We start from the raw sequence: 24,819 nt of genomic DNA, 5'->3' as shown, positions 1-24,819 counted from the left end.
GCCCTCATGACCGGGATCGGTGATACGGAGCGCCTCGGCGACCAGAACGTCGTGACGGCGGTCGTGCGGGTGGTGCTCGACGACTGCGGCGACGTCCGCCACGGCGAGTTGGTGGATGCCGCGACCGGTACGACCGAACGCTTCACCGGATGGGAGGGCATGGTGTCGGCGGTACGGCGTTGGCTCGGGAGGATCCGTGACTGATCCGCTCGTCAGCTGCGTCATGCCGACCAGGGACCGGCCACGCTTCGTGGCCCAGGCGGTCGCCTACTTCCTGCGCCAGGACTACCCGCACCGGGAACTGGTCATTGTGGACGATGGCGAGTCGCCGGTCCTGGCGCACGTGCCGGACGACCCCCGGGTCCGGTACGTGCGCCTGGATCGGCGACACCGGCTGGGCGCCAAGCGCAACCTCGCCTGCCGGCACAGCCGTGGCGAGCTGATCGCGAACTGGGACGACGACGACTGGATGGCCGACGACCGGCTCAGCCGCCAGGTGCGCGCGCTCACCGACAGCGGCGCGGACGCCTGCGGGCTGCGCGAGCTGCTCTACCTGCGGCCGCTGGCCGGCGACGCCTGGCGTTACCGGCCCATGCCGACCGACCCGCCGTGGCTGGCCGGGGCCACGCTGCTCTACCGCCGGGCGGCGTGGCAGGCCCACCCGTACCCCGAAGTGGACGTCGGCGAGGACGCCACGTTCGTGCGCGGCCTCGGCCGGTTGCACGCCCTGCCCGACCCCCGCTGGTACGTCGCCCTGCTCCACCCCGGCAACAGCGGCCCCAAGGCGCTCGGCGACCGCCGCTGGCAGCCCACCGACCTGGCCGAGGTCCTCGGCCTGCTCGCCGCCGACCAGACCTTCTACGCCGGCCTGCGCGGATCCTTGGCGCCGCGCAAGCCTGGCACCGCCGTCACACTGGCCAGCGATCTTTTCGTGTACGACGGGTACGCCTCGATGGCCGAGTATCTGGCGCTGGGCATGGCCCGCGCGGGTGCCCGGGTCAACCTCGCGCCGCTCACGCTCGACGAGCGGGGCATCTCCGGAGAACTGCGCACGTTGCTGGCCGCGTCCCGGCCGGAGGTGCCCGGGCCGGTGCTCTACTCGTCGTACCCGCGGCCGGAGTTGGAGCGGTACGCCCGGCGCGAGCACTTCATCCACACCATGTGGGAGTCCAGCCGGCTGCCCGCGGACTGGCCGGCCAAGCTCAACCGGGCCCGCGCGGTCCTCGTGCCGACCAGGTTCGTCGCCGGCGTGTGCCGGGCGAGCGGCGTACGGGTGCCGATCGAGGTGGTCCCGGACGGCGTCGACCCGGCCGTCTACCCCGCGCTCGCCCGCCCGCGGCGGCGCGGCCTCACCACGCTCGTGGTGGCGACGACGCTGCCCCGCAAGCACCTGGCCGAGGCGGTGGCGGCCTGGCGGCTGGCGTCCGGCGCCGACCCCGACGCCCGCCTGGTCATCAAGTCCCGCTTCGACATGGGCGCGTCGCCGGATCCTGACCCACGGATCAGCGTCGTCGCCGGCAGCGAAACCACCCGCGGCATCGCGCACTGGTACCGCCAGGCCGACGTGCTGCTCGCGCTCGGCAACGAGGGCTTCGGATTACCGCTCATCGAGGGCATGGCGACCGGCCTCCCGGTCGTCGCGCTGGACTCGGAGGGCCAGTCCGACGCCTGCCGCGACGCCGGTGAGCTGGTGTTGGCGGTGCCGCCGGCGCGCTTCGAGCGCTGCCGGGAGCCGGGGTACGGCGAGTGCGGCGTCCGGGGCGTACCGGACGTGGCCACGGTCGCCGCGAAGCTGCGGTGGGTGGCCACCCATCGCGACGAGGCCGCCGACCTCGGCCGTGCCGCGTCGGCCTGGGTCCACAAGCACCGGAACGTCTGGCACAAGGGCCCCGCCGCGCTCGCCGTCATGGAGCGCCACGTCCGCCCGGTGCGGCCGCTGCGCCCGCGCCGCGCGCTCTGGGTGCCGAGCTGGGGCCGCCGCTGCGGCATCGCCGAGTACGCCCACGCGCTGCTCCGCCACGCCCCGCGCGCCTTCGCCACCGCCGGTCCGCCCCGCCCCGGCACCGCGTCCCTGCTCCACGTGGAGCACGAGGACGGCCTCTTCACCGACGCGACCCTCGCCACCCAACTCGCCCGGGCCAGGGCGGCCGGCGTACCGGTGCTCGTGACTGAGCACTCAGTCCACGACGGCGCACGCGACTTCGAGGCCGCGGCGTCCACATTGGTCGCCCTGACCGGCGAGGGTGCGGGGAAGCTGCGCGACCGGTGGCCCGGCAAGCGTGTGGTGCACGTGCCGCACGGGTGCCCGACCTGGTTTCCGCGGCGCAAGTCGCGGCGCGGGCGGGTGCTCGGCGCGTTCGGCTTCCTGCGCCCGTACAAGGGTTTCCACCGGCTGCTCGACGTGCTCCGCGCGCTGCCGGGCACCGAGCTGCTGCTCCTCGCGTACGCCGATTCGGAGCCGGACGTGGCGGCGTGGCGGGCGGCGAGCGCGGGCCTGCCGGTGCGCTGGGAGCCCGGATACCTGCCGGCCGCACACGTGGCGCGGCGCCTCGCCGAGGAGGCCGACGCGCTCGCCTTCTGGTACGACGACGTGCCGCACGCCTCGGCGAGCGGCGCCGTCCGGATCGGCCTCGCCAGCGGCGTACCGGTCCTGACCTCACCGACCGGGTGGTTCGCCGACCTGGCCGAGGTCACCCATCAACCGGCGGACCTGGAGTCGGGGGTAGCCGAGCTGCTCGACGACTCGGCTCTGCGCGACCGCCTGTCCACCGCCGCACGCGAGTTCTGCCATCAACACAGCTGGCGGCGCACCGCCGAAGAGTACGTCCGCCTCTGGGACACCGTCGACCACTAGGGGGTCACCCATGCCCGTCACACCCACCTATCCCGGTCTTTACGTGGAGGAGGTGCCCAGCGGGGTCCACCCGATCGTCGGGGCCGCCACGGCCGACACCGCGTTCGTGGACTACTTCGCGCGCGGGCCGGTGAACACGCCCACCCGGGTAACCAGCTTCGCCGACTTCGAGCGCGTCTTCGGCGGGCTCAACGCGGCGAGCGAGGGCAGCTACGCCGTACTGCAGTACTACCTCAACGGCGGCCAGAACGCCTGGATCGTCCGGATCGACCACGGCGACCCGGCCACCGCCACCGTCACGCTGGCCGGCGGGTCGCCGCCGTCCGACGTACTGGAGATCTCGGCGAGCAGCCCCGGCCTGTGGGGCAACGCGCTGCGGGTCGCCGTGACCCAGACCGTCCCGCCAGAAGCCGGACGCTTCAACCTCTTCGTCCAGGAGACGCGGGTCGACGCCGGCGTGCTGGCGGTCGTCGCCACCGAATCGCACCTCGGACTGACCATGGACCAGACCGATCCGTCCTATGTGGCCACCGCGGTCAACTCCGCCTCGTCGCTCATCCGCGTCACCGATGCGACCGGCCTGGTGCCACCCACGCTGGTCGCGCCGACCGCGAGCGGGGACGCGCCCGCGAGCGCGTACGTCGACCTCGACGACGGCGACGAGGGCGACGCCCTGGAAACCGACGGCGACCTGTCCACAACGGACCTCGCCGACGCGCTGGAGGACGGCTGGGCCACGCTGGACCGGATCGACCCGTTCATCTTCAACCTGCTGTGCGTACCCGCGATCGCGCTGCTGGCAGAGGCCAACCAGGGCGCGGCGATCGGCGCGGCGGAGACGTTCTGCGAGCAGCGGCGCGCGTTCCTCATCGTCGACCCGCCCCGGCTGTCCAATGCCTCGGCGGCCCTGGAGTGGCTCAGCGACGTCGGCCGGATCCCGAGCGCCAACGCCGCCGTCTACTTCCCGCGCGTGCTCGTCACCGACCCGCTCAACGGCGGCCGGCAGCGCGAAATCGGCGCCAGCGGCACCATCGCCGGCATCTACGCCCGGACCGACGCCGCCCGCGGGGTCTGGAAGGCGCCCGCCGGCATCGACGCGACCGTGCGCGCGGCCACGCCCGCCGGCAGCGTCAACGACGCGGACAGCGGCGTGCTCAATCCGCAAGGCGTCAACGCGCTGCGGACGTTCGCCGTCTTCGGGCCGGTCGTGTGGGGCGCGCGCACGCTGCTCGGCGCGGACCAGCGCGCCTCACAGTGGAAGTACGTGCCGGTCCGGCGTACCGCGCTCTACATCGAGAACAGCCTCGTGGCCGGCCTGCAGTGGGTGGTGTTCGAGCCGAACGACGAGCCGCTGTGGGCGCAGATCCGGCTCAACGTGGGCGCCTTCATGCAAGGGCTCTTCCTGCAGGGCGCGTTCCAGGGCACGACGCCGCGCGAGGCGTACCTCGTCAAGTGCGACCGCACGACCACCACGCAGCTCGACATCGACCGTGGCGTGGTGAACATCCTGGTCGGCTTCGCACCGCTGAAGCCCGCCGAGTTCGTCGTCATCCGGATCCAGCAGCTCGCCGGCCAGGCACAGGCGTAGGGAGTCCACAATGGCCGAGTTCAGCGTCAACGCCAGCCGCGTCGACCCGTACAAGAACTTCAAGTTCCGCATCAAGTGGGACGGCCGGTACGTGGCCGGCATCAGCAAGGTCGGCGGGCTCAAGCGCACCACCGAGGTCGTCAAGCACCGCGCCGGCGGCGACCCGAGCTACACCCACAAGTCGCCGGGGCGCAGCGACTTCGACGCGATCACGCTGGAACGGGGGGTGACCCACGACCTGGAGTTCGAGCAGTGGGCGAACAAGGTGTGGCACCTCGGCGCCGGGCTCGGCTCGGAAGTGTCCCTTAAGGACTTCCGCAAGGACGTCATCATCGAGGTCTACAACGAGGCCGGCCAGCTCGCCCTCGCGTACCACGTCTACCGGTGCTGGGTCTCCGAGTACCAGGCGCTGCCCGACCTCGACGCCAACGCGAACGCCATCGCCATCCAGCAGATCAAGCTCGAAAACGAGGGCTGGCAGCGGGACGTCGAGGTGACCGAGCCGACCGAGCCGACGTTCCTGGAACCGCCGGCATGAACCAACTGGACCTGCTCGACGCGTGGGAGCGCGCCGCGCCGCTCGACCCGACGGGGCGCGCGCTGGCGCTGCTCGCCGCGGCCTCCACTGTGTCCACCTCCGATGTGGACGATGTGGCCGCGCTACCGATCGGCGTCCGGGACGGCATGCTGCTCGACCTGCACGCGTCGCTGTTCGGTCCGGAACTGGCGGCCGTCGTCGGCTGCCCGGCCTGCGGGGAGCGGCTGGAACTGGCGTTCGCGGTGGACCAGGTCCGCACGGACCCACCGCGCCCCGTCGAGGTCCTACACATCGACGGGTACGACGTGAGCGTGCGACCGCCGGACAGCCGGGACCTGGCCGCGGTGGCTGGTCTCGACCCGGCGGCCGCCGAGGACGTCCTCCTGCGCCGGTGCGTGTCCGGCGACCTGGACCGCCTCCCCCGTCCGTCGTGGCGGCCGTGGAGGACGCCATGCTCGCCGCCGACCCGCAGGCGGACGTGCGACTCGCGCTGACCTGCGAGCCGTGCGGGCACCGGTGGAGCGCGACGCTCGACATCGGCGCGTTCGTGTGGGCGCGGCTCGACGCGTGGGCCCGACGCTGCGCGCTGGAGGTCCACACGCTGGCCCGCGCGTACGGCTGGCGCGAGGTGGACATCTTGGCGATGAGCCCCTGGCGGCGCGGGCTGTACCTGGCGCTGGTGTCGTCATGAGCGGCTTCCTGCGACGGTTGGCACTGCGGGCCGGCGGGGCCAACGAGCCCGGCACGCTCCAACCCCGGTTGCCGTCCCTCTTCGAACCGGCACCGGGGTGGGCGGCGCTTCGCCCTCAAGAGGGCAGCCCTGTTGCCGCGTGGGCGGGCATAGCGGAGCCCTACTCAGGGGTAACGCCCCAAGAGGGCAGCCCTTTTGGGGCGGGCACTGGCTTGCCATCCGTGCCCACTCCCTCGGGGGCGCCGCCAGCCCTGCGCGCTGTCTCGTCGCCGGCGGCGCCTTCCCCGGACGCGAACGCCGAGCGCACTGCCCCGCCGGGACCGCCCGCCCACGTCCCACGCGCGGAGGCGGTCGAGCCGCACGCCGATGTGTCCTCGACCGGCGCTCCGGCCTCGGCCCGCGCTGCGCTCCCGGCCGCCGGCGCGCCGCAGGCCACCACCCTGGGCGCGAACGCCGTGCCCGGTCCGCTCGCGGCCCCGACCACCACCCCGGCCCTCAACCCGGTTGCCACCGCCGGGGCACCCCGCCCGGCCCCCACCGCCAGAGCCGTCAGCCCCATCGCCGACACCCTCACGCCGGCCCTGACCGCCGGGGTACCCACCCCTGCCCTCGCCGCCGCGGAGGCCCGCAGCGCGGCCGAGGCTGGCGCTGCGGCGGCGGAGGCGCTTGCCGGGGCGACGCCCGTCGGCCCGGCGGAGGCCCTCGGCCCGGCGGAGGCTCTCGGCGCGACGCAGGTCCGCGGCGCGGTGCGGGCCTCCGCTGCGGCCTCGCCGATCAAGGACTTCCTCGCCGATCAAGGGCAAACGGTCGTGGATTGGAGATCAAAGCACGACCATATGCCCTTGATCGACGGGGAGAGCGGGCGCGGCGGGGAGAGCGGGCGCGGCGGGGAGAGCGGGCGCGGCGGGGAGAGCGGGCGCGGCGGGGAGAGCCGGGCGCGCGGGGAGAGCGGGGCACGGGCGAGCGGGCGCGGCGGGGAGGGGCGCGAGGGAAGGCGAGGGGCGGAGGGGCGTGGGTGGGAGGACGGGACGGTGCGGGTGACCATCGGGCGGATCGAGGTGCATGCGGTGGCGCCGATGCAGCCGCCCGCGCCGGTAGCCGCGCCGGAGCCGGAGATCTCGCTGGCGGACTACCTCGCGAACCGGGGGCGGCCATGAGCGACTTCCGGGCCGTGGCCACCGTCACCGCGGCGCTGCAGCGGCTGCTCCAGGGCCCGGTCGGCGCCGACGTGCCGGGCGCGCAGGTGTGGACCGACCGGCCGGACATACGGCACGCCGACGGGCCGTCCGGGCCGGGCGCGAACATCTACCTCTACCAGGTCAGCCCGGATCCGGCACTGCGCAATGTGGACCTGCCGACGCGCGGGCCGGACGGCCGGGTGACCCAGCGCCCGCAGGCCGCCCTGACGTTGTACTACCTGTTCAGCTTCTACGGCGACGACAGCGAGATGGAACCGCAGCGGGTGCTCGGTACGACGGTGCGCACGCTGCACGCCCGCCCGCTGGTGACCCGGGCGCTGATCCAGGCGGTGACCGACGCGGCCGCGCACGACCAGCCGGTGCACCCGGATCTCGCCGAGTCCGACCTCGCGGAGCAGGCCGACCTGGTCCGGGTCACGCCGCTCGGGCTCAACCTGGAGGAGCTGTCCAAGCTGTGGTCGGTGTTCTTCCAGGTCCCGTACGCGTTGTCGGTGGCGTACCAGGCGTCGGTGGTGCTCATCGAGGAGCCGGTCACCACGGCGGCCGCCCGCCCGGTCATCACGCCGGACCTGACCGTGGGCGTGCTCAACCGGCCGCGGATCCTCCGCGTCGACAAGGCGGACCGCACGCCTATCCACGCCACCGACACCGTCACGATCCACGGCGAGCGGCTGCTGGGTGAGGGCGCCGTCGTACGGCTGGCGGGACAGCCGGTTCTGACGGCTACCGCCGCGCCGCAGGAGATCACCGTGGATCTGTCCACCGTGGACGGGCTCCGCCCGGGTGGGGTGCCGGTGCAGGTCGTCCACGGCGCACTGGCCGAACGGTCCAATGTGGCGAGCTTCGTGCTGCATCCGACCGTGGACACCGCCACGGCGGCCGGCGGCACGCTCACGGTCGGCGCCGACCTGACCGTCGGTGCCCGCCAGCGGGTCGCGATCGCCCTCCTCGACCCGGCCTCCGGCCAGCGCACGCACCTGCTCACCGTGCCGCCCCGGGACGCGGACACCGACCAGCTCGCCACCCCGACCACGGGCGTCGCTCCTGGCCAGTACGCCGTCCAGCTCTTCATCGACGGCGCCGACAGCCAGCCGGACGGGCCGGTGGTGACGCTGTGACCGACGTGCTGACCGGACCCGTCGCCGCCAACCAGCGGGGGCTCGTCGCCGCGCTCGCCCGGGTCCGGCAGGCGCTGCACCGGCACGCCGGCACCGAGCCGCCCAGCCCCAACGGCGCCACCGGCCCGGACGACGACCACCCCGCCGCGCTGGACGCGCTGTGCGGCACGATGAGCCTCAGCCCGTTCGAGCGGGACATCCTGCTGATGTGCGCGGGCGTCGAACTGGACGCGAGCTTCGCCGCCGCCTGCGCGGCCGCGTCCGGCGACCCGGCCCGCCCGTACCCGACGTTCGGCCTAGCGCTGGCCGCGCTGGCGCAGCCGCACTGGTCCGCGCTGGCCCCGGTGTCGCCGCTGCGCCGCTGGCGGTTGGTCACCCCGGCGGCCGGCGGGTTGACCACCGCGGCGCTGAGCATCGAGGAACGCGTGCTGCACTACCTGGTCGGCGTCGACCACCTGGACGAGCGGCTCTCCGGGCTGGCCGAGGCGCTGCCGGGTGCCGACGAGCCCACGCCGTCGCAGGGCCGCACGGCCGCCGAGGTGGCCCGGGTCTGGCGGGCGGCCGAGCAGCCGCTGCCGGTCGTGCAGCTGTGCGGCCCCGACCCGGTGGCCCGCCGTACGGTGGCCGTCGCGGCGTGCCGGGAGCTAGGGGTGCGCGTGGTCAGCCTCGCCGCGGACCGGTTGCCCAGCGACCCGCACGAGCTTGACGCATTGGTACGCCTCTGCGCCCGCGACGCCGCCCTCTCCGGCGCCGGGCTGCTGCTCGAGGCGGACGACGTCGACACCAATCCGGTCGTCTCCCGGGTGGTGGCTGGCCTGGACTGGCCGGTCCTGGTCAGCACCCGCGAGGCGCGCCGGCTGCCGCACCGGGCCACGGTGGCCGTCCAGGTGGGCCGGCCCACCGCGGCTGAGCAGCGGGCGCTGTGGCGAGAGCGGCTCGGCGCCGAGCGTACGGCCACAGTGGACGCCCTGGCGGCCCAGTTCGACCTGGGCCAGGAGGGCATCCGGGGCGCCTGCCGCCAGGCCGGGACCGCCGACGAGGGGGCACTCTGGGACGCGTGCCGGACGCGGTCGCGACCGGCGCTGGACTCGGTCGCGCAGCGCGTCGAGCCCGCCGCCGGCTGGGCCGACCTGGTACTGCCGCCGGCCGCGAACGAGGTGCTCCGGCAGGTCTCCGCGCACGTCGCGCACCGGCTGACCGTGTACGAGGACTGGGGTCTGGGCCGGGCCGGCGCGAGCCGGGGCCTGGGCACGAGCGCGCTTTTCGCCGGGCCGAGCGGCACCGGGAAGACGCTGGCGGCCGAGGTGCTGGCCCGCGAGCTACGCCTTGACCTGTATCGGGTCGACCTGAGCCAGGTGGTCAGCAAGTACATCGGCGAGACCGAGAAGAACCTGCGCCTGGTCTTCGACGCGGCCGAGGAAGGCGGCACAGTCCTGCTCTTCGACGAGGCGGACGCGCTCTTCGGCAAGCGCAGCGAGGTGCGCGACAGCCACGACCGGTACGCCAACATCGAGGTCAGCTACCTGCTGCAGCGGATGGAGACGTACCGGGGGCTGGCGATCCTCACCACCAACATGCGGGAAGCCATCGACACCGCGTTCCTGCGCCGCATCCGCTTCGTCGTCCAGTTCCCGTTCCCGGACGCCAATCTGCGCGCGGAGATCTGGCGCCGGGTCTTCCCGCCGACGACGCCCACAGTGGACCTGGACATCGCCACCCTGGCCCGCCTCAACGTGGCCGGCGGCAACATCCGCAACATCGCGGTCAACGCGGCGTTCCTGGCCGCGGCGGCCGGCGAACCGGTCAGCATGGCGCACCTGGCGAAGGCGGCGCGCGGCGAGTACGCCAAGCTCGACCGGCCGCTGACCGCCACCGAGATCGGAGGCTGGTCATGACCGTGGAAGTGCACATCGAGCGCCTGGTCCTGCACGGCTTCCCGGACGGTGACGGCGCGGCGATCGCGGCGGCCCTGCGGGACCGGCTCGGCGAACTGCTCGCCGGCGTACCCCCGTCCTGGACCAACCGGTCGCATGTGGACGGTGGCTCGGTCACGACCGGCCCATCGGCGCGGGAGACGGGCGAGCGCGTCGCCGCCGCCGTACACGGAGGACTGTCGCGATGACCGAGGAGGGTCAGCATGCACCCCACATTTGCCGCACCTGTCGTCGCACACCCGGAGACGTCCAGCCGGCCGCCGCTGCGCCGCTGCGGCGGCACCGCATGCCCACCCGGGACCTGCAACCATGACGGCGATCTGCGGCGGACCCCCGCCGGACCGGGGCCGGGGACCGCGCCCCCAGCGGTGCACCAGGTGCTCGGCAGCTCCGGCCAGCCGCTCGACGACGACACCCGGGCCGCTCTGGAGCCGCGCCTCGGGCACGACTTCAGCCAGGTCAGGGTGCACGCCGACGGCGCCGCGGCGGCGTCGGCCGCGGCCGTCGGCGCCCGGGCCTACACGGTGGGCGATCACCTGGCGTTCGCGGCGGGCGCCTACTCGCCGGGGACGTCCGACGGGCGCAAGCTCATCGCCCACGAGCTGACCCACGTCGTCCAGCAGTCGGGTACGGCGGCCGCGCCGGCCGCCTCCCTTGAGGTCGGCGCCGTGGACGACCCGGCGGAGCAGGAGGCGGACCGGATTGCCGAGGAGGTGATGGAGGGATGAAGGGCGCGATCGTCGGGCTGGACCCGTTCAACCCGCTGGCCAGCGTGATCATCTTCCAGTACAACCCGGACACGCTCAGCCGTACCCTCAACGCGCGCACCACGAGCACGCCATGGCAGCAGAGCAACCCGACGCAGGCGCTGCGGCTGGCCGGCCCGCCCACCGAGACCATCCGCATGGAGATCGAGCTGGACGCGGCCGACCAACTGGCCGAGGGTGACGGCATCGCCGAGGCGGTCGGCGTCACGCCCGCCCTGGCCGCGATCGAGATGCTGCTCTACCCGAAGACCGCGCTGATCGTCGCGAACAAAGTGCTCGCCGCGGCCGGCGTCATCGAGGTGATCGCCCCCGAGGCCCCGATGGTGCTGCTGGTCTTCGGCCCCACCCGGGTCCTTCCGGTACGCCTGACCGAGCTCAGCATCACCGAGCAGCTCTTCGGCCCGAGCCTCAACCCGATCCAGGCCAAGGTGAGCCTCAACGTCCGCGTGCTCAACTACGACGACCTCGGGCTCGCCACCGTCGGCGGCGGGCTCTTCCTGGCGTACCAGATCAGCCGCGAGGTGATGGCCACGATCTCCAGCGTCGGTGGGGTCGTGGACGCGGTCGCGGGGATAGGAGGGTAGCCGTGTTCCAGTCGAACAGCCGCTACGCCGCGGTGGAGGAGGCGGAGCTCGACCTGGACGGCCGGGTGGTCCGCTACAAGCGCCGCCGGTTCGTGCCGGAGCCGGGCGGCAGTGCGGTGGTCGAGCACCCGGTGGTGCCGGGCGACCGGCTCGACCTGCTCGCCATGCGCTACCTCGGCGACCCCACCCAGTTCTGGCGGCTGTGCGACGCCTCCGGCGTGCTCGACCCGGACGAGCTCGAACGCCCCGGCGCGACCGTCCACGTACGACTGGAGGTACCCCGGTGAGCACCCTCGCCAGCGTCCTGGGCGTACGGCTGCTGCTGTGGCTGGGCAGCACGGTGCCCACCCCGCCCGACCCGGGGGTGCTGGCCGGGCTGACCCGGGTACGCGTGACCAACGACGCGAACGGCCGGGACGGCTTCGAGCTGACCTTCTCCGTCGGCGTGGACAAGAGCTTCGACATCGACCTGCTCGCCAGCGGCGTGGTCGACGCGAAGACACGGGTCTGGATCGCGGCGATCCTCGGCGTGGTCCCCGAGGTGCTCATCGACGGCGTCATCACGCACCACCAGCTCCAGCTCGGCAACGAGCCGGGCACCGGCACGCTGACCGTGCAGGGCACCGACCTGACCGTGCTGCTGGACCTGGAGGAGCGCAACAAGCAGTACCCCAACCAGCCGGACTCGGTCATCGTGACGCAGTTGCTGGCGTCGTACCCGGATCTGGGTTTCGTGCCCGCGCTGACGCCGACCACCGACGTGCCGATCGAGATCCAGCGGGTCCCCCGCCAGACCGGCACGGACCTCGACTTCATCCGGAAGTCCGCACGGCGCAACGGCTTCATCTACTACGTCGAGCCGATCACCTTCGGCGTCAACACCTTCTACTGGGGACCGCCGACCCGGGCCGGGGTGCCGCAGCCCGCGCTCACCGTCAACATGGGCGGCGACACGAACGTCGGCCGGCTGGACTTCGGCAACGACGCGCTCGCCGCGGTCGGCGCGCCGGTGACGATCGTCGAGCCGACGACGAAAATGCGCATTCCGCTGCCGGCCGCGCCCTCGCTGCGGCTGCCGCCGCTGTCCGGGTCGCCGGCCGCGGCGTTGCGTACCACCCTGATCCGCAACGCCGCCAACCTCAACCCGGCCCAGGCGCTGCTGGCGTCGGCCGCCGCCGCGACCAACGCGCCGGACCCGGTGCGGGCGCGCGGCGAGTTGGACACCGCCCGGTACGGCGCCGTGCTGCGCGCCCGGCGGCCGGTGGGCGTGCGCGGTGCGGGACGCTCCAACGACGGCAACTGGTACGTCGGCAAGGTGGAGCACGAGATCGCCAAGGACCGGTACGTCCAGAAGTTCACCCTGACCCGGGACGGCTCGGGGGCGCTGCTCCCGGTGGTGCGGCCGTGAGTGACCAGTACTGGGGCAAGTACCGGGGCGTGGTGTCGGACACCAGCGACCCGCTGATGATCGGCCGGATCCGCGCGATCGTGCCCGACGTGCTGGGCGACGAGCCGAGCGGCTGGGCCCTGCCGTGCGCGCCGTTCGGCGGTGAACAGAGCGGCTTCTTCGCGCTGCCGGCCGGCGGCGCCCTGGTCTGGATCGAGTTCGAGCACGGCGATCCCGACTATCCGATCTGGACCGGCGCGTGGTTCGGGTCCGCCAGCGACCTTCCCTCGGTCCTGCTGTCCCCGCCGTACCAGAAGGTGATGATCCAGACCCAGGCCGGGCATCAGGTGATCCTCGACGACACGCCCGGCGTCGGCGGGATCACCCTGCAGACGGCGGACGGCCAGAAGCTGTCGCTCACCTCCACCGGCATCGAGATCGACAACGGGCAGGGCGGCACCGTCAAGCTCACCGGCCCCTCCGTGAAGGTCAACGACGGCGCCCTGGAGGTGACCTGATGCCCGGATTCCTGCTGCACCAGGGCGCGAAGGTGCAGTGCGCGCACGCCGGCGACGCGCAGCCGTCCGCGCCGGACCTGCGGGTCAAGGTGGACGGTCAGTCGGTGACGACGCAGAGCCCACCGCCGTACCAGGTGGCCGGCTGCTCGCTGCCGCCGAACGCGGGCGGGCCCTGTGTGACCGCCGAGTGGACGGTCGCCGCGCTGCGCGTGAAGGCCGGCGGCAAGGCGGTGCTGCTCGCCGACAGCCAGGCATCCTGCCTGCCCACCGGTACGCCGGTGACGATCCTGCAGACCCAGACGCGCGTGAAGGGGACGTGACGATGGACGTGGCCTTCCCGTTCCGGACCGACGCGCACGGGCGTACGGCCACCGCGACGCCGGACGAACACCTGCGTGACCTGATCGAACAGGTGCTCTTCACGTCGCCGGGCGAACGCGTCAACCGCCCGGACTTCGGCGCCGGCCTGCTGCCGATGGTGTTCCAGCCGGCCTCCGAACCGGTGGTCGCGGCCGTGCGGATGGCGGTCCAGGGCGCGCTGCAGACCTGGCTCGGCGACCGGATCCAGGTGCGGGACGTGGTGGTGGAGTCCGAGGACAGCACGCTGCGGGTGACCGTCCGGTACGCCGTCCTCGGCCGGCAGGAGCCGGTGACGGCCGTGTTCACGAGGACGCTGTGATGTACCAGTGCGGCAGCGACCTGCGGCGGGCCCTGGTACGCGCGGCCCGGGTGGTCAACGGCATCGACTTCCTGGAGGTCTCGGCCGACCAGCGCCGGCTCTTCGTCACGTTCGTGCTGCCGCTGACCGGCGCCGACCGGGTGCCGGCCGGGCCGCCACTGGCGGTCCACCACGTGACCGTCGAGGGTGGCGTACGCCGGCGCGGCATCGCGGTGACCGCCGTGAGCGCGGCCGGCCGGGTGCTGACCGTCGACGTCTCGCAAGAGGGCGACTTCTCCACGTACACGCTGCGGCTGCGCGGCACCGACCCGGACCGGCCGGACGACCCGCCGCAGGGCTTCGACCCGCGACTGTCCGCCGTGGACTTCTCCTTCAAGGCGGGCTGCGACAACGAGTTCGACTGCCCCACGCCGCCCGCACCGCCGCCGGCGCCGCTCGCCCCCGCGCCGGACATCGACTACCTGGCCAAGGACTACGACAGCCTGCGCCGGCTGATGCTCGACCGGCTGGCCACGACCCTGCCCGGCTGGACCGAGCGCAGCCCGGCCGACCTGCAGGTCACCCTCGTGGAGCTGTTGGCGTACGCGGCCGACCGGCTCAGCTACCGGCAGGACGCCGCCGGCACCGAGGCGTACCTGGCCACCGCGCGGCACCGGGTCTCGGTGCGCCGGCACGCCCGGCTGCTGGACTACCGGATGCACGACGGCGCCAACGCGCGGGCGTTCGTCCACTTCGAAGTCAACCAGGACTTCGCCGTCGCGCCCCCACAGACCGACCCGGTGACCGGCGTGGTCCTCGACGCCCCGGTCCGGCTGCTGGCCGGCGCGCCGGACGCGGCCACGCCCCCGCTCGTCTTCCTGCCGCTGCACGGCCAGGCACTGCGGGTCGCGCACAACGCCATCGACCTGTACGCCTGGGGCGAGCGGGACTGCGTCCTCGTCACCGGCGCCACGACGGCGTCCCTGGTGGACGGTGACCTGTCGCTGGTCGCCGGTGACCTGCTGCTGCTGGACGGCGCGCGCCCCCAGGTCGTCCGGCTCACCGGGGTACGCGCGCTGAACGACCCGGTCACCGGCACCGACGTGGTCGACGTGACCTGGGACCCGGCCGACGCGCTGCGGGCCGACCTGCCCCTGACCGGCGCGGTGGCGCGCGGCAACATCGTCGCGGTCGACCACGGCGAGCCGTTCACCGGTGAGCGCCCGCTGCCGCCCGCCGCCCCGGAGAGCGGGCGGTACCGGCCCCGGCTGCCGCGCGCCCCACTGACGTCCGGCACACCGTACGACGCCACCGTCCCCGCCGCCCTCGTGCCGCACCGCGATCCGGCCGCCGCGCTGCCGGCCGCGCAGCTGCACTCCCCCGGGATCGTGTGGTCGGCCCGGCCGGATCTGCTCGCCAGCAACGCGTTCGACCCCGGCTTCGTCGCCGAGGTGGAGGCCGACGGCACGGCCCTGCTGCGCTTCGGCGACGACGCGTACGGCCGCGCCCCCGAGGCCGGCGAGCCGTTCACCGCCCGGTACCGGGTGGGCAGCGGCGCCGCCGGAAACCTGCCCGCCGGCGCCATCACCGGGATGGTGCCCGCCGACGGCCGGGTGGTCCGGGTCAGCAACCCGCTGCCCGCCGCGGGTGGCGTGGACCCGGAGTCCGCGGCACTGGTCAAGCTGCTCGCGCCGCACGCCTTCCGGCGCCAGGAGCGGGCGGTCACCGAGGCGGACTACGCGGCGGTGACCCAGCGCCATCCGGGCGTGCAGAAGGCGGTGGCCCGGCTGCGCTGGACGGGCAGCTGGCACACCGTCTTCATCACCGTCGACCGGCTGGGCGGCGCCGAGGTGACGCCGGAGTTCGAGGCCGAGCTGCGCGACTTCCTGGAGCGGTACCGCCGGGCCGGCCACGACGTCGAGATCGACGGTCCGGTGCCGGTGCCGCTGTACCTGGAGCTGGCCGTGTGCGTACAGCCGAACGCGCTGGCGCCGGCCGTGAAGGCCGCGCTGCAGGAGGCACTCGGTGCCCTCTTCCATCCGGACAACTTCACCTTCGGGCAGTCGCTGTACCTGAGCCAGGTGTACCGGGCGGCGCTGGCCGTGCCGGGGGTCGCCTCGGTGCGGACGACCGCGTTCCACCGGTACGGACACCGGGCGCCGGCCACGGTGCCCGAGGTCGTCACGGCCGGGCCGCTGGAGATCCTGCGACTGGCCAACGACCCGAACTTCCCCGAGCACGGCAGGCTCGAGCTCACCGTGGCAGGTGGCCGATGACCAGACGTACCCATGCGGACTTCGACACGGCCATGCGCGCCGCGCTCGACGCCTCACCCGCGCTGGCCGCGCTCCGCGCCCGCACCCTGGACGACCCGGCGGTGGCCCTCCTCGACGCCTGGGCCGTCGCCCTCGACGTGCTCTGCTTCTACCAGGAGCGGATCGCCGTCGAGGGCTTCCTCGGTACGGCCACCGAGGACCGGTCGATCCGCGAGCTCGCCGACATGGTGGGCTATCGCCCCTCCCCCGGGCTGTCCGCCGGCTGCCTGCTCGCGTTCACGCTGGAGGACGGCGTCGGCGCGCCCGTCTCGGTGGTGCTGGACGCCGGTCTGAAGGTACAGAGCCTGCCCGGCCCGGGGAGGTGCCGCAGACGTACGAGACCGGGGCGAGCATCGAGGCGCGTCCGGAGTGGAACGCGATCCCGGCGGTCACAGTGGACGACGCAGTGGCCGGCCGCACCGAGCTCTTCCTGCCCGGCGTCGTCACCGACCTGCGCACCGGCGACGCGCTGCTCTTCGTCGACGAGGAACGCGAGGAGACCGGGGCCGGCGACGGCTGGGCGCTGCGCTTCGTGGACACCGTCGCGCCGCTGCCCGGCGGCGGGCCCACCCGGGTCACCTGGACCGAGCCGGTCCCCGGCGACCCGCGGGTGTACGCCCTGCGGCAGCGGGCCGCGGTGTTCGGCCACAACGCGCCGGACTGGCGCAGCATGCCGGAGAAGGTACGCGAGGCGTACGAGGGAACAGCCTGCGACACCGAGTGGCCCGGGTTCGTCGTTCCGGCTCCCGAGCAATCCGGCAGCGTCGACCTGGACAACGTCTACCCGGCCGCGACCGCGGGCGGCTGGGCGGTCCTCAGTGGACCCGGTGCGGACGAGCTGTACCGGATCCGGTCCGCCGGCACGACCGGCCGGGCCGACTTCACGCTCACCGGCAAGGTGACCCGCCTTGAGCTGACCGACGACGACCTCGGCGCGACCTTCGTGCACGTGCGCAAGACCCTGGTGCTGGTGGGCAGCGAACGCCTGACGCTCGCCGCCCGGCCGGTCACCGCGCCGGTCGAGGGCCGCACGATCGTCCTCGCCGGCGCGGTCACCGCGCTGCCCGCCGGCCGCCAACTCGTCGCCACCGGCCGGGCGGCCCACCTCGCCGTCGCCGACGACGCGTTCGCCCTCGAACTGCTGCCGGGCGGCCGGCCGCTGGCCCCCGGCGAGGTGCTGCGGGTCACCGGGCCGGGCGCACCGCCCGGCGCCGACGGCAGCCGGGAGTGGCCGGTGCAGACGGTGGACGGTGCTGCCGGCACGGTCATCGGCACCGACGCGCAGCTCCGCCCGGTGCCCGCGCCCGCCAGCGACCCGCCGATCGCCGAGCCCGCGGCCGTCGCCGAGCCGGTCGATGCCGGCACCGTCACCCTCGCCGCACCGCTGGTGCACGCGTACGACCGCGGGTCGTTCCGGCTGCTGTCCAATGTGGTCGCGGCCAGCCACGGCGAGACCCGGCATCAGGTGCTCGGCAGCGGCGACGCGAGCACCCCGCTGCAGTCGTTCGTGCTCTCCATCGCGCCGGATCCGCGCACCGGCCGGGCGCCGCTGGCGTACGTGCGCTCGACCGAGCCGGGCGGCGCGGTCAGCACGCTCACCGTCGTCGTGAACGGGGTGCGCTGGCGGGAGGTGCCGACCCTGTTCGGCGCCGGCCCGCGCGACCAGGTGTACGTCGTCGGCGCCGACCCGGACGGCCGGGTCCGGGTGCGCTTCGGCGACGGGCGGACGGGTGCCCGGTTGCCGTCGGGCACCGACAACGTCACCGCGACGTACCGGGTGGGCGTGGGCCTGCCCGGCATGGTCGGCGCGGGCCGGATCACGCTGCTGCTGACCCGCCCGCTCGGCGTCCGCTCGGTGACCAACCCGCTCCCCACCGACCTGGCCGCCGACCCGGAGCCGGTCGACGACACCCGGCGGGGCGCGCCGCGCACGGCGTTGACGCTCGACCGGGTGGTGTCCCTTGTGGACTACGCGGAGGCGGCCCGGTCGTTCGCCGGCATCGCCAAGGCGCAGGCGGCGTGGGCGTACGAGGGGGAGGTCCCGGTCGTCCGGCTGTCCGTGGCCGGCACCGGCGGGCTCGCCGTCGACGAGACCACCCGGGCCGCGCTGGCCGCCTCGCTCACCGCGGCCGGCGACCCGTTCCAGCGGGTCCGGGTGTACTCGTACACGCCGGTACGGGTGGGCGTCGGCGCGCTCGTCGTCGCGGCGCCCGGCGTGGTCGCCGCACCCGTGCGGTCCGCCGTCGAGGCGGTGCTGCGCGAGGCGTTCGCCATCGACCGGCGCGACTTCGGCCAGCCGCTGACCGCCGCCGAGGTGGAGGCGGCGATCCAGGGCGTGGCCGGCGTGCTCGGCGTCGCCGCGCTCACCCTCACCCCGGTGGCCGAGACCGGGGGCGGCGGCGCCGAACTGCACACCGTCGACCCGGACCGGCTGGACATCACCGTGCAGGAGTCACTATGACCCACCTCTACGACCTGCTGCCGGCCGTACACCGGGTCCGGGACGCCGCCGTCGACCCGGACGCGCCGCCGCTGCGCGCCCTGCTGGACGTCCTCCAGGCCCCCGCCGAGCAGCTCGCCGAGGACATCGCGGGGCTGTACGACGGCTGGTTCATCGAGACGTGCGACGAGGCCACCGCGATGGCCCTCGGCGAGTTGCTCGGCGTCCGCCCGCTGAACGCCGTACCCGGCATCGCCGGCCCGCGCGGCTACGTGGCCAACACGATGGCGTACCGGCGGCGCAAGGGCACCGCGGCGGTCGTCGAGCAGCTCGCGCTGGACGTCACCGGCTGGCCGGCCCGCGCGGTGGAGCTCTTCGAGCGGCTGGCCACCACCCAGCAGCTCAACCACGTACGGCCGGCGGCGCGCGCCTGGGCCACCGTGCGCGGCACCTCCACTGTGGAGAGCCCGTTCGAGCCTTCCGCGCACACCGCCGAGGCCCGCGCCACCGGGTACGGCATCCGCACGATCCGGGTGTTCCTCTGGCGGCTCGCCGCGTTTCCGGTGGTGGGCGGCACCGCCCGGCCGCTGACCGACCCGCCCGACGGGCGGTACCACGTCAACCCGCTCGGGCTGGACGCGCCGCTGTTCAACCCGGGCCGCCGGGAAGGCGAGATCACCCACCTCGCGCGGGAACGCGACGTCCCGGTGGCGCTGCGCCGCCGCCCGCTGCACGACGAGCTGAACGCGCTGCGCGACGGTACCGGCGACCCGGTCTGGTTCGGCGTCGACCCGGTGCTGCGGCTCGTCCTGGACGGCACCGAGGTGACCCCGACGGCTCTGTCCATCTGCGACCTGAGCACCTGGCGGCGCCCCACCGCACCGGGCATCCGCGCCGCCGTCGACCCGGTGCTCGGCCGGATCGCTCTACCCACCGGCGTCGTCCCCGACCTGGTCCAGGTCGGCTACGCGTACGGCTTCAGCGGTCGGGTGGGCGCCGGGCCGTACGAGAAGGGCGGCGGACCGGCCGACGCCACCTGGACCACGACCGTGGGGGCCGGGGGCACGCACGCCACCATCGGCGCGGCCGTGCTCGACTGGAACGCCCAGCCCGCCGGCACCGTCGGCGTCATCGAGTTCGTGGACAGCGCGAGCTACCGCGAGGACGTGACGGTCGCCGTACCGGCCGGCAGCCGGCTGCACCTCGTCGCCGACGACGCGTACCCGCACCTGCGCGGGTCGCTCACGGTCACCGGCGACCTGGCGGTCAGCGGGCTGCTGATCGAAGGTGACCTGACCGCCTCCGGCGCGCGGGCCCTCGCCGTACGGCACAGCACCGTCCGCGGCACCCTCAGCGCCGCCACGCCCGCCACCGACAACCTGCGGGTGACCGTCGAGCGGTCCATCACCGCCGGGGTGGCCGTCACGGGCACCGCGGACGTCCGGATCGCCGGCAGCGTCGTCGACGGCGACCTGGACGCCGCGGACGCCGACGTCGACCTGGACTCGGTCACCGTGCTCGGCGCGACCGCGGCACGGACGCTGTCCGCCTCCGACTGCCTCTTCACCGAGCCGCTCGGCGTCGCCCGCCGCCAGGCCGGTTGCCTGCGGTTCAGCTTCGTCCCACCGGGGTCGCTGACGCCACGGCGGCACCGCTGCGTGAGCGAACCCCCACCGTCGTTCACCTCGAAGCGGTACGGCGACCCCGGCTTCGCCCAGCTGGCCGACGACGGTCCACTGTCGACCGGTGCCGCCGACGGCGCCGAGATGGGGGCCTTCCGGCACCTGCGCCAGCCACAGCGCATGGCGAACCTGCGCACCGCCCTCGACGAGTACCTGCCCGCTGGCCTGACCGCCGGCACCGTCCGCGTGACCTAGGAGCGATCCCGATGACCGGTGGTGACATCACCCGCGTGACCTTCGACCCCACCCGCCACTTCAGCGGCGTGCGGATGCAGCAGGGCCGGGTCCAGCTCGACGCGGACTGGAACGAGCAGGTGGACATCGCCGCGTACCACGGCCGGACCACCGCGCGGGACGTGATCGGCCCGACCGGGGCGCCGAAGCAGAGCGGCGGCTTCCGGCTCCAGGCGACGGCCGACGGCACCGACCTCACCATCGGCGCCGGCCGGATGTACGTCGCCGGCGTGCTCTGCGAGACCGAGTCGGGCAGCACCGCGACCCGCGACCTGACCGACAGCGGCGTACGCGTCGAGTCGCTGGTGCTGGACGGCCGGGAGTTGGCCGTGCACGACTGGGTGGAGCTGCGCGGCACCGGCGCCCCCGCACTGGCCCGGCTGTCCACCGTGGACGTGGCCGACAGCCGGCTGGGTTTCGCCGACGACATCGACGCGGGGGCGCTCGCCGGCACGGTACGGCTGCGCCGGGTGCGGACGTACACCACCCAGCCGGACCTGCCCCGACCTGAGCTGACTGAGCAGGCGAACAGCGCCGCGCCGCGCGTGCTCGACCTGCCCGACGGGGCATACCTGGCCTACCTGGACGCCTGGGAACGGCCGGTCACCGCGCTCGAACAGCCGTCCATCCGCGAGGTGGCGCTCGGCGGGCCGGACACGGCGACGCGTACCCAGATAGTGGCTCAGGTCCGGCTCGCCGCGCTGGCGGCGGCGCCCGACCCGCTCGACCCAGCTGCCGATATCCCGGAGTGGACGGTCCTGACCGCCGCGCCGGACGGCCGGATGGCGGCGTTCGCCGAGGCCGAGGACCCGGCCACGACGCCGTGCGTGCTCCCGGAGACCGCCGGCTTCCAGGGCCTGGAGAACCAGCTCTACCGGGTGCAGATCGTGTCCGCCACGAGCCTGCTGTGGAGCCGGGAGAACGCGTCGGTGACGGCGTCCTGGACCCAGCGCAACGGCGCCGAGCTGACGCTGGGCAGCGCCGCGCCGGACCGGGCGCTCGGTTTCGCCGCGGACGGCTGGATCGAGCTGACCGACGACACCCATCAGCTGCGCGGCGCCACCGGCACGCTGGTCCAACTGACCAAAGTGGAGGGCACGCTGCTGACCGTGCGGGAGAGCACCGCGACCGGCCCGCTCGACCTGGCCGCGTTCCCGGTGCGCCCGCGGGTACGCCGGTGGGACTCGCCGGGCCCGGTGCCGCTGACCCGGGACACCGACATCGAGCTGGAAGACGGCGTCCAGGTGCGCTTCCCGAGCGGCGGCTCCTACCGCGCCGGGGACCACTGGCTGATACCGGCTCGCACCGGAACCGCCAATGTGGAATGGCCGCGGGACTCCGCCGGCCGCCCGCTCGCCGTACGCCCGCACGGGATCCGGCACTGGCACGCCCGGCTCGCCCTGGTCGTCTCCGCGGGCGGCACGCTCACCGTCACCGACTGGCGCACGCCGTTCCCCGCTTTGACCGAGCTGACCGCCGCGGACGTCGCGTACGACAACAGCCAGTGCGCGCTGGTGGACACCGGGACCGTGCAGGAGGCGCTGGACCGGCTGTGCCAGGAGCGGGACCTGAGGTTCCACAACAGACACCTGCACGGCTGGGGCATCGTCAACGGCCTGGCGCTGCGGTGCGGCCCCAACCCGGCGGGCGACCCGCGGCACATCGTCACGGTGGAGCCGGGGTACGCCATCGACGCGGAGGGCGAGGACCGGCTGCTCGACGCCCCGGGGATCGAGGTCGACGTGGCCACCGAGATCCAGCGGCTGCGGGACCGCGGCATCGAGGTCCTCGACGAGGACGGGGACGGCGAGCTGTGCCTGCGCCTCGGCCTCGACAGCCAGGGCGGCACGGCCATCGTCGCGGAGAAGCGCGCCCCGGTCCCGGAGGAGGACGCGTCATTGCTCGCCGGCACGCTGTGGGCGGACTTCTGGGCCGACTGCATCGGCCCGGTCAGCGACTTCCTGCGCCGCGAACTGGCCGACGACCCCGACCGCCCGGCCGGCCCGGCGCAGGAGCGCCGCGCCGCGCTGGTCAACCTGAGCAATCAGGCGGTCAACCCGAAGACCGGGCACCAGGTCTTCATCTCCGAGCGGGAAGACGTCATCATCCGCGGGTTCTACACCGGCCTGCGGGCGCTGCTGCGCAGCGAGACCTTCTGCGCCATGTTCGAGAACGCCCGGCCGGTCCCCGTGTACCCGCTGGAGGACCTGGGGATGGACACCATCTTCGGCCGGGGCGGACACAACCGGCTGCGGCTGCACCCGTCCGGCGACCAGGCGTGGACGTTCGGGGCCGGGGTGAACCCGGTGGGCCCGAAGCCCTTCATCAACCGGTACGACCTGAACCGGCAGGTGCTCGTCGCCGAGATCGACCCGGTGGCCGGCGCCCAGCGGACCGGCGGGCCGAAGCTGTCCGCCAACGCGGACACCGGTACCGGTGCGGTGCTCGACGTGGCGATCTCGCCGGACGGGCGGCGCATCTTCGTGGCGATCGCCAGCCGTACGGAGGACAACACCATCTTCCGCTCCGGCAGCATCCGCCCGACCGGCGTCGGCTGGGCCCCGCCGGTCACGATCTGCGGGATCAAGCTGGTGTCGCTGGCCACCACCGCTGCCGACAATGCCAACGTGTACGCCGTGGCCCTGAAGAAGGTGCAGATCCAGACGCCGGACAAGAACGGCGGGACGACCACGAGCTTCCAGTGGCGCAGCGCCGGGCTACGGGGCATCAACCCGGATCAGATCGACCCCAACAACGTGCCCGAGGTGCCGCTGACCCCGGAGTTCGCGCCCACCGGACCGATGACGATCGACACCTCCGGCCGCGCCGTGCTCGCCGGCCGGGTACCGGAGACGGACGCCACGACGTACGCGAAGCTGCTCCAGATCAACCTGCCCGGGCGGCAGGTGCGCTGGACGGTCGACCTGCCCGCGTCCGGCACCGACGGGCTGTCCTTCGCCCGCGCCGGCCGCACGGCAGCCGTGTACGCCGTCGTGAAGCCCGGTGCGGACAAGGCGATCGTCGGCTTCGCGCTCAGCAACGGCGCCGCGCTGACGCCGGACCCGATCGAAGTGACCAACACCGGCATCGGGCTGGCCGGCGCCGGTACTCAACTGCTCGTGACCGAGTCGGCCAACAACATCGTCCGCATGGTCGACCCGAGCGCCGACGCCTTCGTACCCACCTGGGGGCTGCCCACGCAGGTCCAGCCGACCGCGGTCGCGGTCACCACCGGCGGCCGCGCGGTCGTGCTGAACCAGGTCAGCGACACCCTGACGATCGTGGACGCGGAGCTGTTGTCACCGACATTCGTCTTCCCATCCGCGGAGCTTGTCGCGTACCGGACGGCCATGCTCAACGCGTTCGCCGACCTGACCGGCGGCTTCCTGCAGTACGTCAAGGACTGCCTGTTCGACCACTTCCTGGTACGGGCGCCGCAGCCGACCGGCGCGGAGAAACTGTGGCTGGGCTGCGTGAGCATCCGCGCCAACCAGGTGTACAAGGTGTGCAACTTCTCCGGCCGCAAGTACGTCAAGAGCTTCCCCACGGTCGGCTACTGGCTGTCCCTCGTACCGCTGCAGCCGCTCATCGCCCGCGCCGTGGAGTGGCTGGGCTGCCTGGTACTGCCGGAGCACTTCGGCAAGTACTCGGCGGACCCCGACGACGACGCCGACGACCTGCTGCCGCTCGGCTCGCTGCTCGACCTCGTGGACTGGGCGCAGGGCAGGACGTCATGGGCTTCCTCGACGACCTGCGCGGCCGGGCCACGGTCACCACCGGCGCGGCGATGTCCGCGGTCCGCTCGCTCGCCCCGTCGGTCCCGCCGCCGGGCGGGCCGCGTGTCCCGCCGTCCACTTTGGTCGGTCAGCCCGCCGCCGACGTGGCGGCGAAGCTGCGCGAGCGGGGCGTGATCGTCCACCGTGCCCGGTTCGACCCGAAGCTGGGCCTGACCGGCCTCGGGACCGCCGCCCGCATGTTCCGGGCGCCGGACCCGGGCCAGGAGGTGACCCTGTGCGAGGAGGACGGGATGGTCCGGTTCTTCAGCGTGTCCCCGCCGTCCGGCGCCGCCGAGCTGCGGCGCAGCCTCAACCGGGCGGAGGCGGCGCTGAGCACCGCCCAGGCCGACCTGGCCCGGCGCGACGATGCGCTCGCCGCCCTCACCGAACGCCTGGACCGCCTCGAAGCCCAGGTGCGCAGCGCCCCGCCGCCCGCGAAACGCACCCGCCGCCCACCCGCCGACGACACGTAGCCGACCATCCGACCCCGCCGACCGTGACCGACCCGGCGCCACTCGCCGCGGCCGGCGGCCACG

22 protein-coding genes and 1 pseudogene are annotated in these 24,819 nt (G+C 74.0%); all 23 read left to right on the top strand.

Annotation, left to right across the window (positions count from 1 at the left end):
* Positions 1-6: 6 nt before the first annotated feature.
* Entirely contained in the window at positions 7-204 is a 198-nt protein-coding gene (locus tag Prum_RS29840) for a hypothetical protein (protein ID WP_173079503.1), read from the top strand.
* Positions 197-2,854 (top strand): glycosyltransferase, encoded by a 2,658-nt coding sequence (locus Prum_RS29835; RefSeq protein ID WP_173079502.1) that lies wholly within the window; start codon positions 197-199, stop codon positions 2,852-2,854. Before Prum_RS29840 ends, Prum_RS29835 begins: the two co-directional genes overlap by 8 nt.
* 10 nt (positions 2,855-2,864) lie before the next feature.
* A complete protein-coding gene (locus Prum_RS29830) occupies positions 2,865-4,442 on the top strand; it encodes a phage tail sheath family protein (RefSeq protein WP_173079501.1) in 1,578 nt (525 codons plus the stop codon).
* Positions 4,443-4,452: 10 nt separating this feature from the next.
* Positions 4,453-4,980: a phage tail protein gene (locus tag Prum_RS29825; RefSeq protein ID WP_173079500.1), complete on the top strand. Its 528-nt coding sequence runs from the start codon at positions 4,453-4,455 to the stop codon at positions 4,978-4,980.
* On the top strand, positions 4,977-5,474 hold the full coding sequence (locus Prum_RS29820; RefSeq protein WP_173079499.1) for a T4 family baseplate hub assembly chaperone: 498 nt from the start codon (positions 4,977-4,979) through the stop codon (positions 5,472-5,474). The genes Prum_RS29825 and Prum_RS29820 overlap by 4 nt, the downstream gene beginning before the upstream one ends.
* Positions 5,432-5,671, top strand: a complete 240-nt coding sequence (locus Prum_RS29815) for a hypothetical protein (RefSeq protein WP_173079498.1) — start codon at positions 5,432-5,434, stop codon at positions 5,669-5,671. The genes Prum_RS29820 and Prum_RS29815 overlap by 43 nt, the downstream gene beginning before the upstream one ends.
* A 221-nt stretch (positions 5,672-5,892) precedes the next feature.
* Positions 5,893-6,828, top strand: a complete 936-nt coding sequence (locus Prum_RS29810) for a hypothetical protein (RefSeq protein WP_173079497.1) — start codon at positions 5,893-5,895, stop codon at positions 6,826-6,828.
* Positions 6,825-7,988, top strand: a complete 1,164-nt coding sequence (locus Prum_RS29805; RefSeq protein ID WP_173079496.1) for a Pvc16 family protein — start codon at positions 6,825-6,827, stop codon at positions 7,986-7,988. The genes Prum_RS29810 and Prum_RS29805 overlap by 4 nt, the downstream gene beginning before the upstream one ends.
* Complete coding sequence (locus Prum_RS29800; RefSeq protein WP_246278176.1) at positions 7,985-9,883, top strand: ATP-binding protein; 1,899 nt, start codon at positions 7,985-7,987, stop codon at positions 9,881-9,883. Before Prum_RS29805 ends, Prum_RS29800 begins: the two co-directional genes overlap by 4 nt.
* Entirely contained in the window at positions 9,880-10,110 is a 231-nt protein-coding gene (locus Prum_RS29795; RefSeq protein WP_173079495.1) for a hypothetical protein, read from the top strand. Before Prum_RS29800 ends, Prum_RS29795 begins: the two co-directional genes overlap by 4 nt.
* A gap of 15 nt (positions 10,111-10,125) precedes the next feature.
* Positions 10,126-10,650 carry an eCIS core domain-containing protein gene (locus tag Prum_RS29790; RefSeq protein WP_173079494.1) on the top strand — a complete coding sequence of 175 codons (525 nt, stop codon included), beginning with the start codon at positions 10,126-10,128 and terminating at the stop codon, positions 10,648-10,650.
* Positions 10,647-11,273 (top strand): hypothetical protein, encoded by a 627-nt coding sequence (locus Prum_RS29785; protein ID WP_173079493.1) that lies wholly within the window; start codon positions 10,647-10,649, stop codon positions 11,271-11,273. Before Prum_RS29790 ends, Prum_RS29785 begins: the two co-directional genes overlap by 4 nt.
* A 2-nt stretch (positions 11,274-11,275) precedes the next feature.
* Positions 11,276-11,560 (top strand): LysM peptidoglycan-binding domain-containing protein, encoded by a 285-nt coding sequence (locus tag Prum_RS29780; RefSeq protein WP_173079492.1) that lies wholly within the window; start codon positions 11,276-11,278, stop codon positions 11,558-11,560.
* Positions 11,557-12,681 (top strand): hypothetical protein, encoded by a 1,125-nt coding sequence (locus Prum_RS29775; RefSeq protein ID WP_173079491.1) that lies wholly within the window; start codon positions 11,557-11,559, stop codon positions 12,679-12,681. Before Prum_RS29780 ends, Prum_RS29775 begins: the two co-directional genes overlap by 4 nt.
* Entirely contained in the window at positions 12,678-13,178 is a 501-nt protein-coding gene (locus tag Prum_RS29770) for a phage baseplate assembly protein V (RefSeq protein WP_173079490.1), read from the top strand. The genes Prum_RS29775 and Prum_RS29770 overlap by 4 nt, the downstream gene beginning before the upstream one ends.
* Complete coding sequence (locus tag Prum_RS29765; RefSeq protein ID WP_173079489.1) at positions 13,178-13,498, top strand: hypothetical protein; 321 nt, start codon at positions 13,178-13,180, stop codon at positions 13,496-13,498. The genes Prum_RS29770 and Prum_RS29765 overlap by 1 nt, the downstream gene beginning before the upstream one ends.
* Positions 13,499-13,500: 2 nt before the next feature.
* Complete coding sequence (locus Prum_RS29760) at positions 13,501-13,857, top strand: GPW/gp25 family protein (RefSeq protein ID WP_173084297.1); 357 nt, start codon at positions 13,501-13,503, stop codon at positions 13,855-13,857.
* Positions 13,857-16,112 (top strand): putative baseplate assembly protein, encoded by a 2,256-nt coding sequence (locus Prum_RS29755; RefSeq protein WP_173079488.1) that lies wholly within the window; start codon positions 13,857-13,859, stop codon positions 16,110-16,112. Before Prum_RS29760 ends, Prum_RS29755 begins: the two co-directional genes overlap by 1 nt.
* Positions 16,109-16,324, top strand: a pseudogene (locus Prum_RS55905) (hypothetical protein); the annotation flags it as partial. The gene Prum_RS29755 and the pseudogene Prum_RS55905, both read left to right, overlap by 4 nt.
* 149 nt (positions 16,325-16,473) lie before the next feature.
* Positions 16,474-18,612, top strand: a complete 2,139-nt coding sequence (locus tag Prum_RS29750; RefSeq protein WP_173079487.1) for a baseplate J/gp47 family protein — start codon at positions 16,474-16,476, stop codon at positions 18,610-18,612.
* Entirely contained in the window at positions 18,609-20,468 is a 1,860-nt protein-coding gene (locus Prum_RS29745) for a hypothetical protein (RefSeq protein ID WP_173079486.1), read from the top strand. The genes Prum_RS29750 and Prum_RS29745 overlap by 4 nt, the downstream gene beginning before the upstream one ends.
* A gap of 11 nt (positions 20,469-20,479) precedes the next feature.
* Positions 20,480-24,418, top strand: a complete 3,939-nt coding sequence (locus Prum_RS29740; protein ID WP_173079485.1) for a DUF6519 domain-containing protein — start codon at positions 20,480-20,482, stop codon at positions 24,416-24,418.
* On the top strand, positions 24,415-24,756 hold the full coding sequence (locus tag Prum_RS29735; protein ID WP_173079484.1) for a hypothetical protein: 342 nt from the start codon (positions 24,415-24,417) through the stop codon (positions 24,754-24,756). The genes Prum_RS29740 and Prum_RS29735 overlap by 4 nt, the downstream gene beginning before the upstream one ends.
* The last annotated feature ends 63 nt before the right edge of the window (positions 24,757-24,819 follow it).

Source organism: Phytohabitans rumicis (assembly GCF_011764445.1).
In the GTDB taxonomy this organism is placed as follows: Bacteria; Actinomycetota; Actinomycetes; order Mycobacteriales; family Micromonosporaceae; genus Phytohabitans; species Phytohabitans rumicis.
Note: the sequence above shows the minus strand (reverse complement) of the source record. Positions and strands in the feature narration are given on the sequence as shown.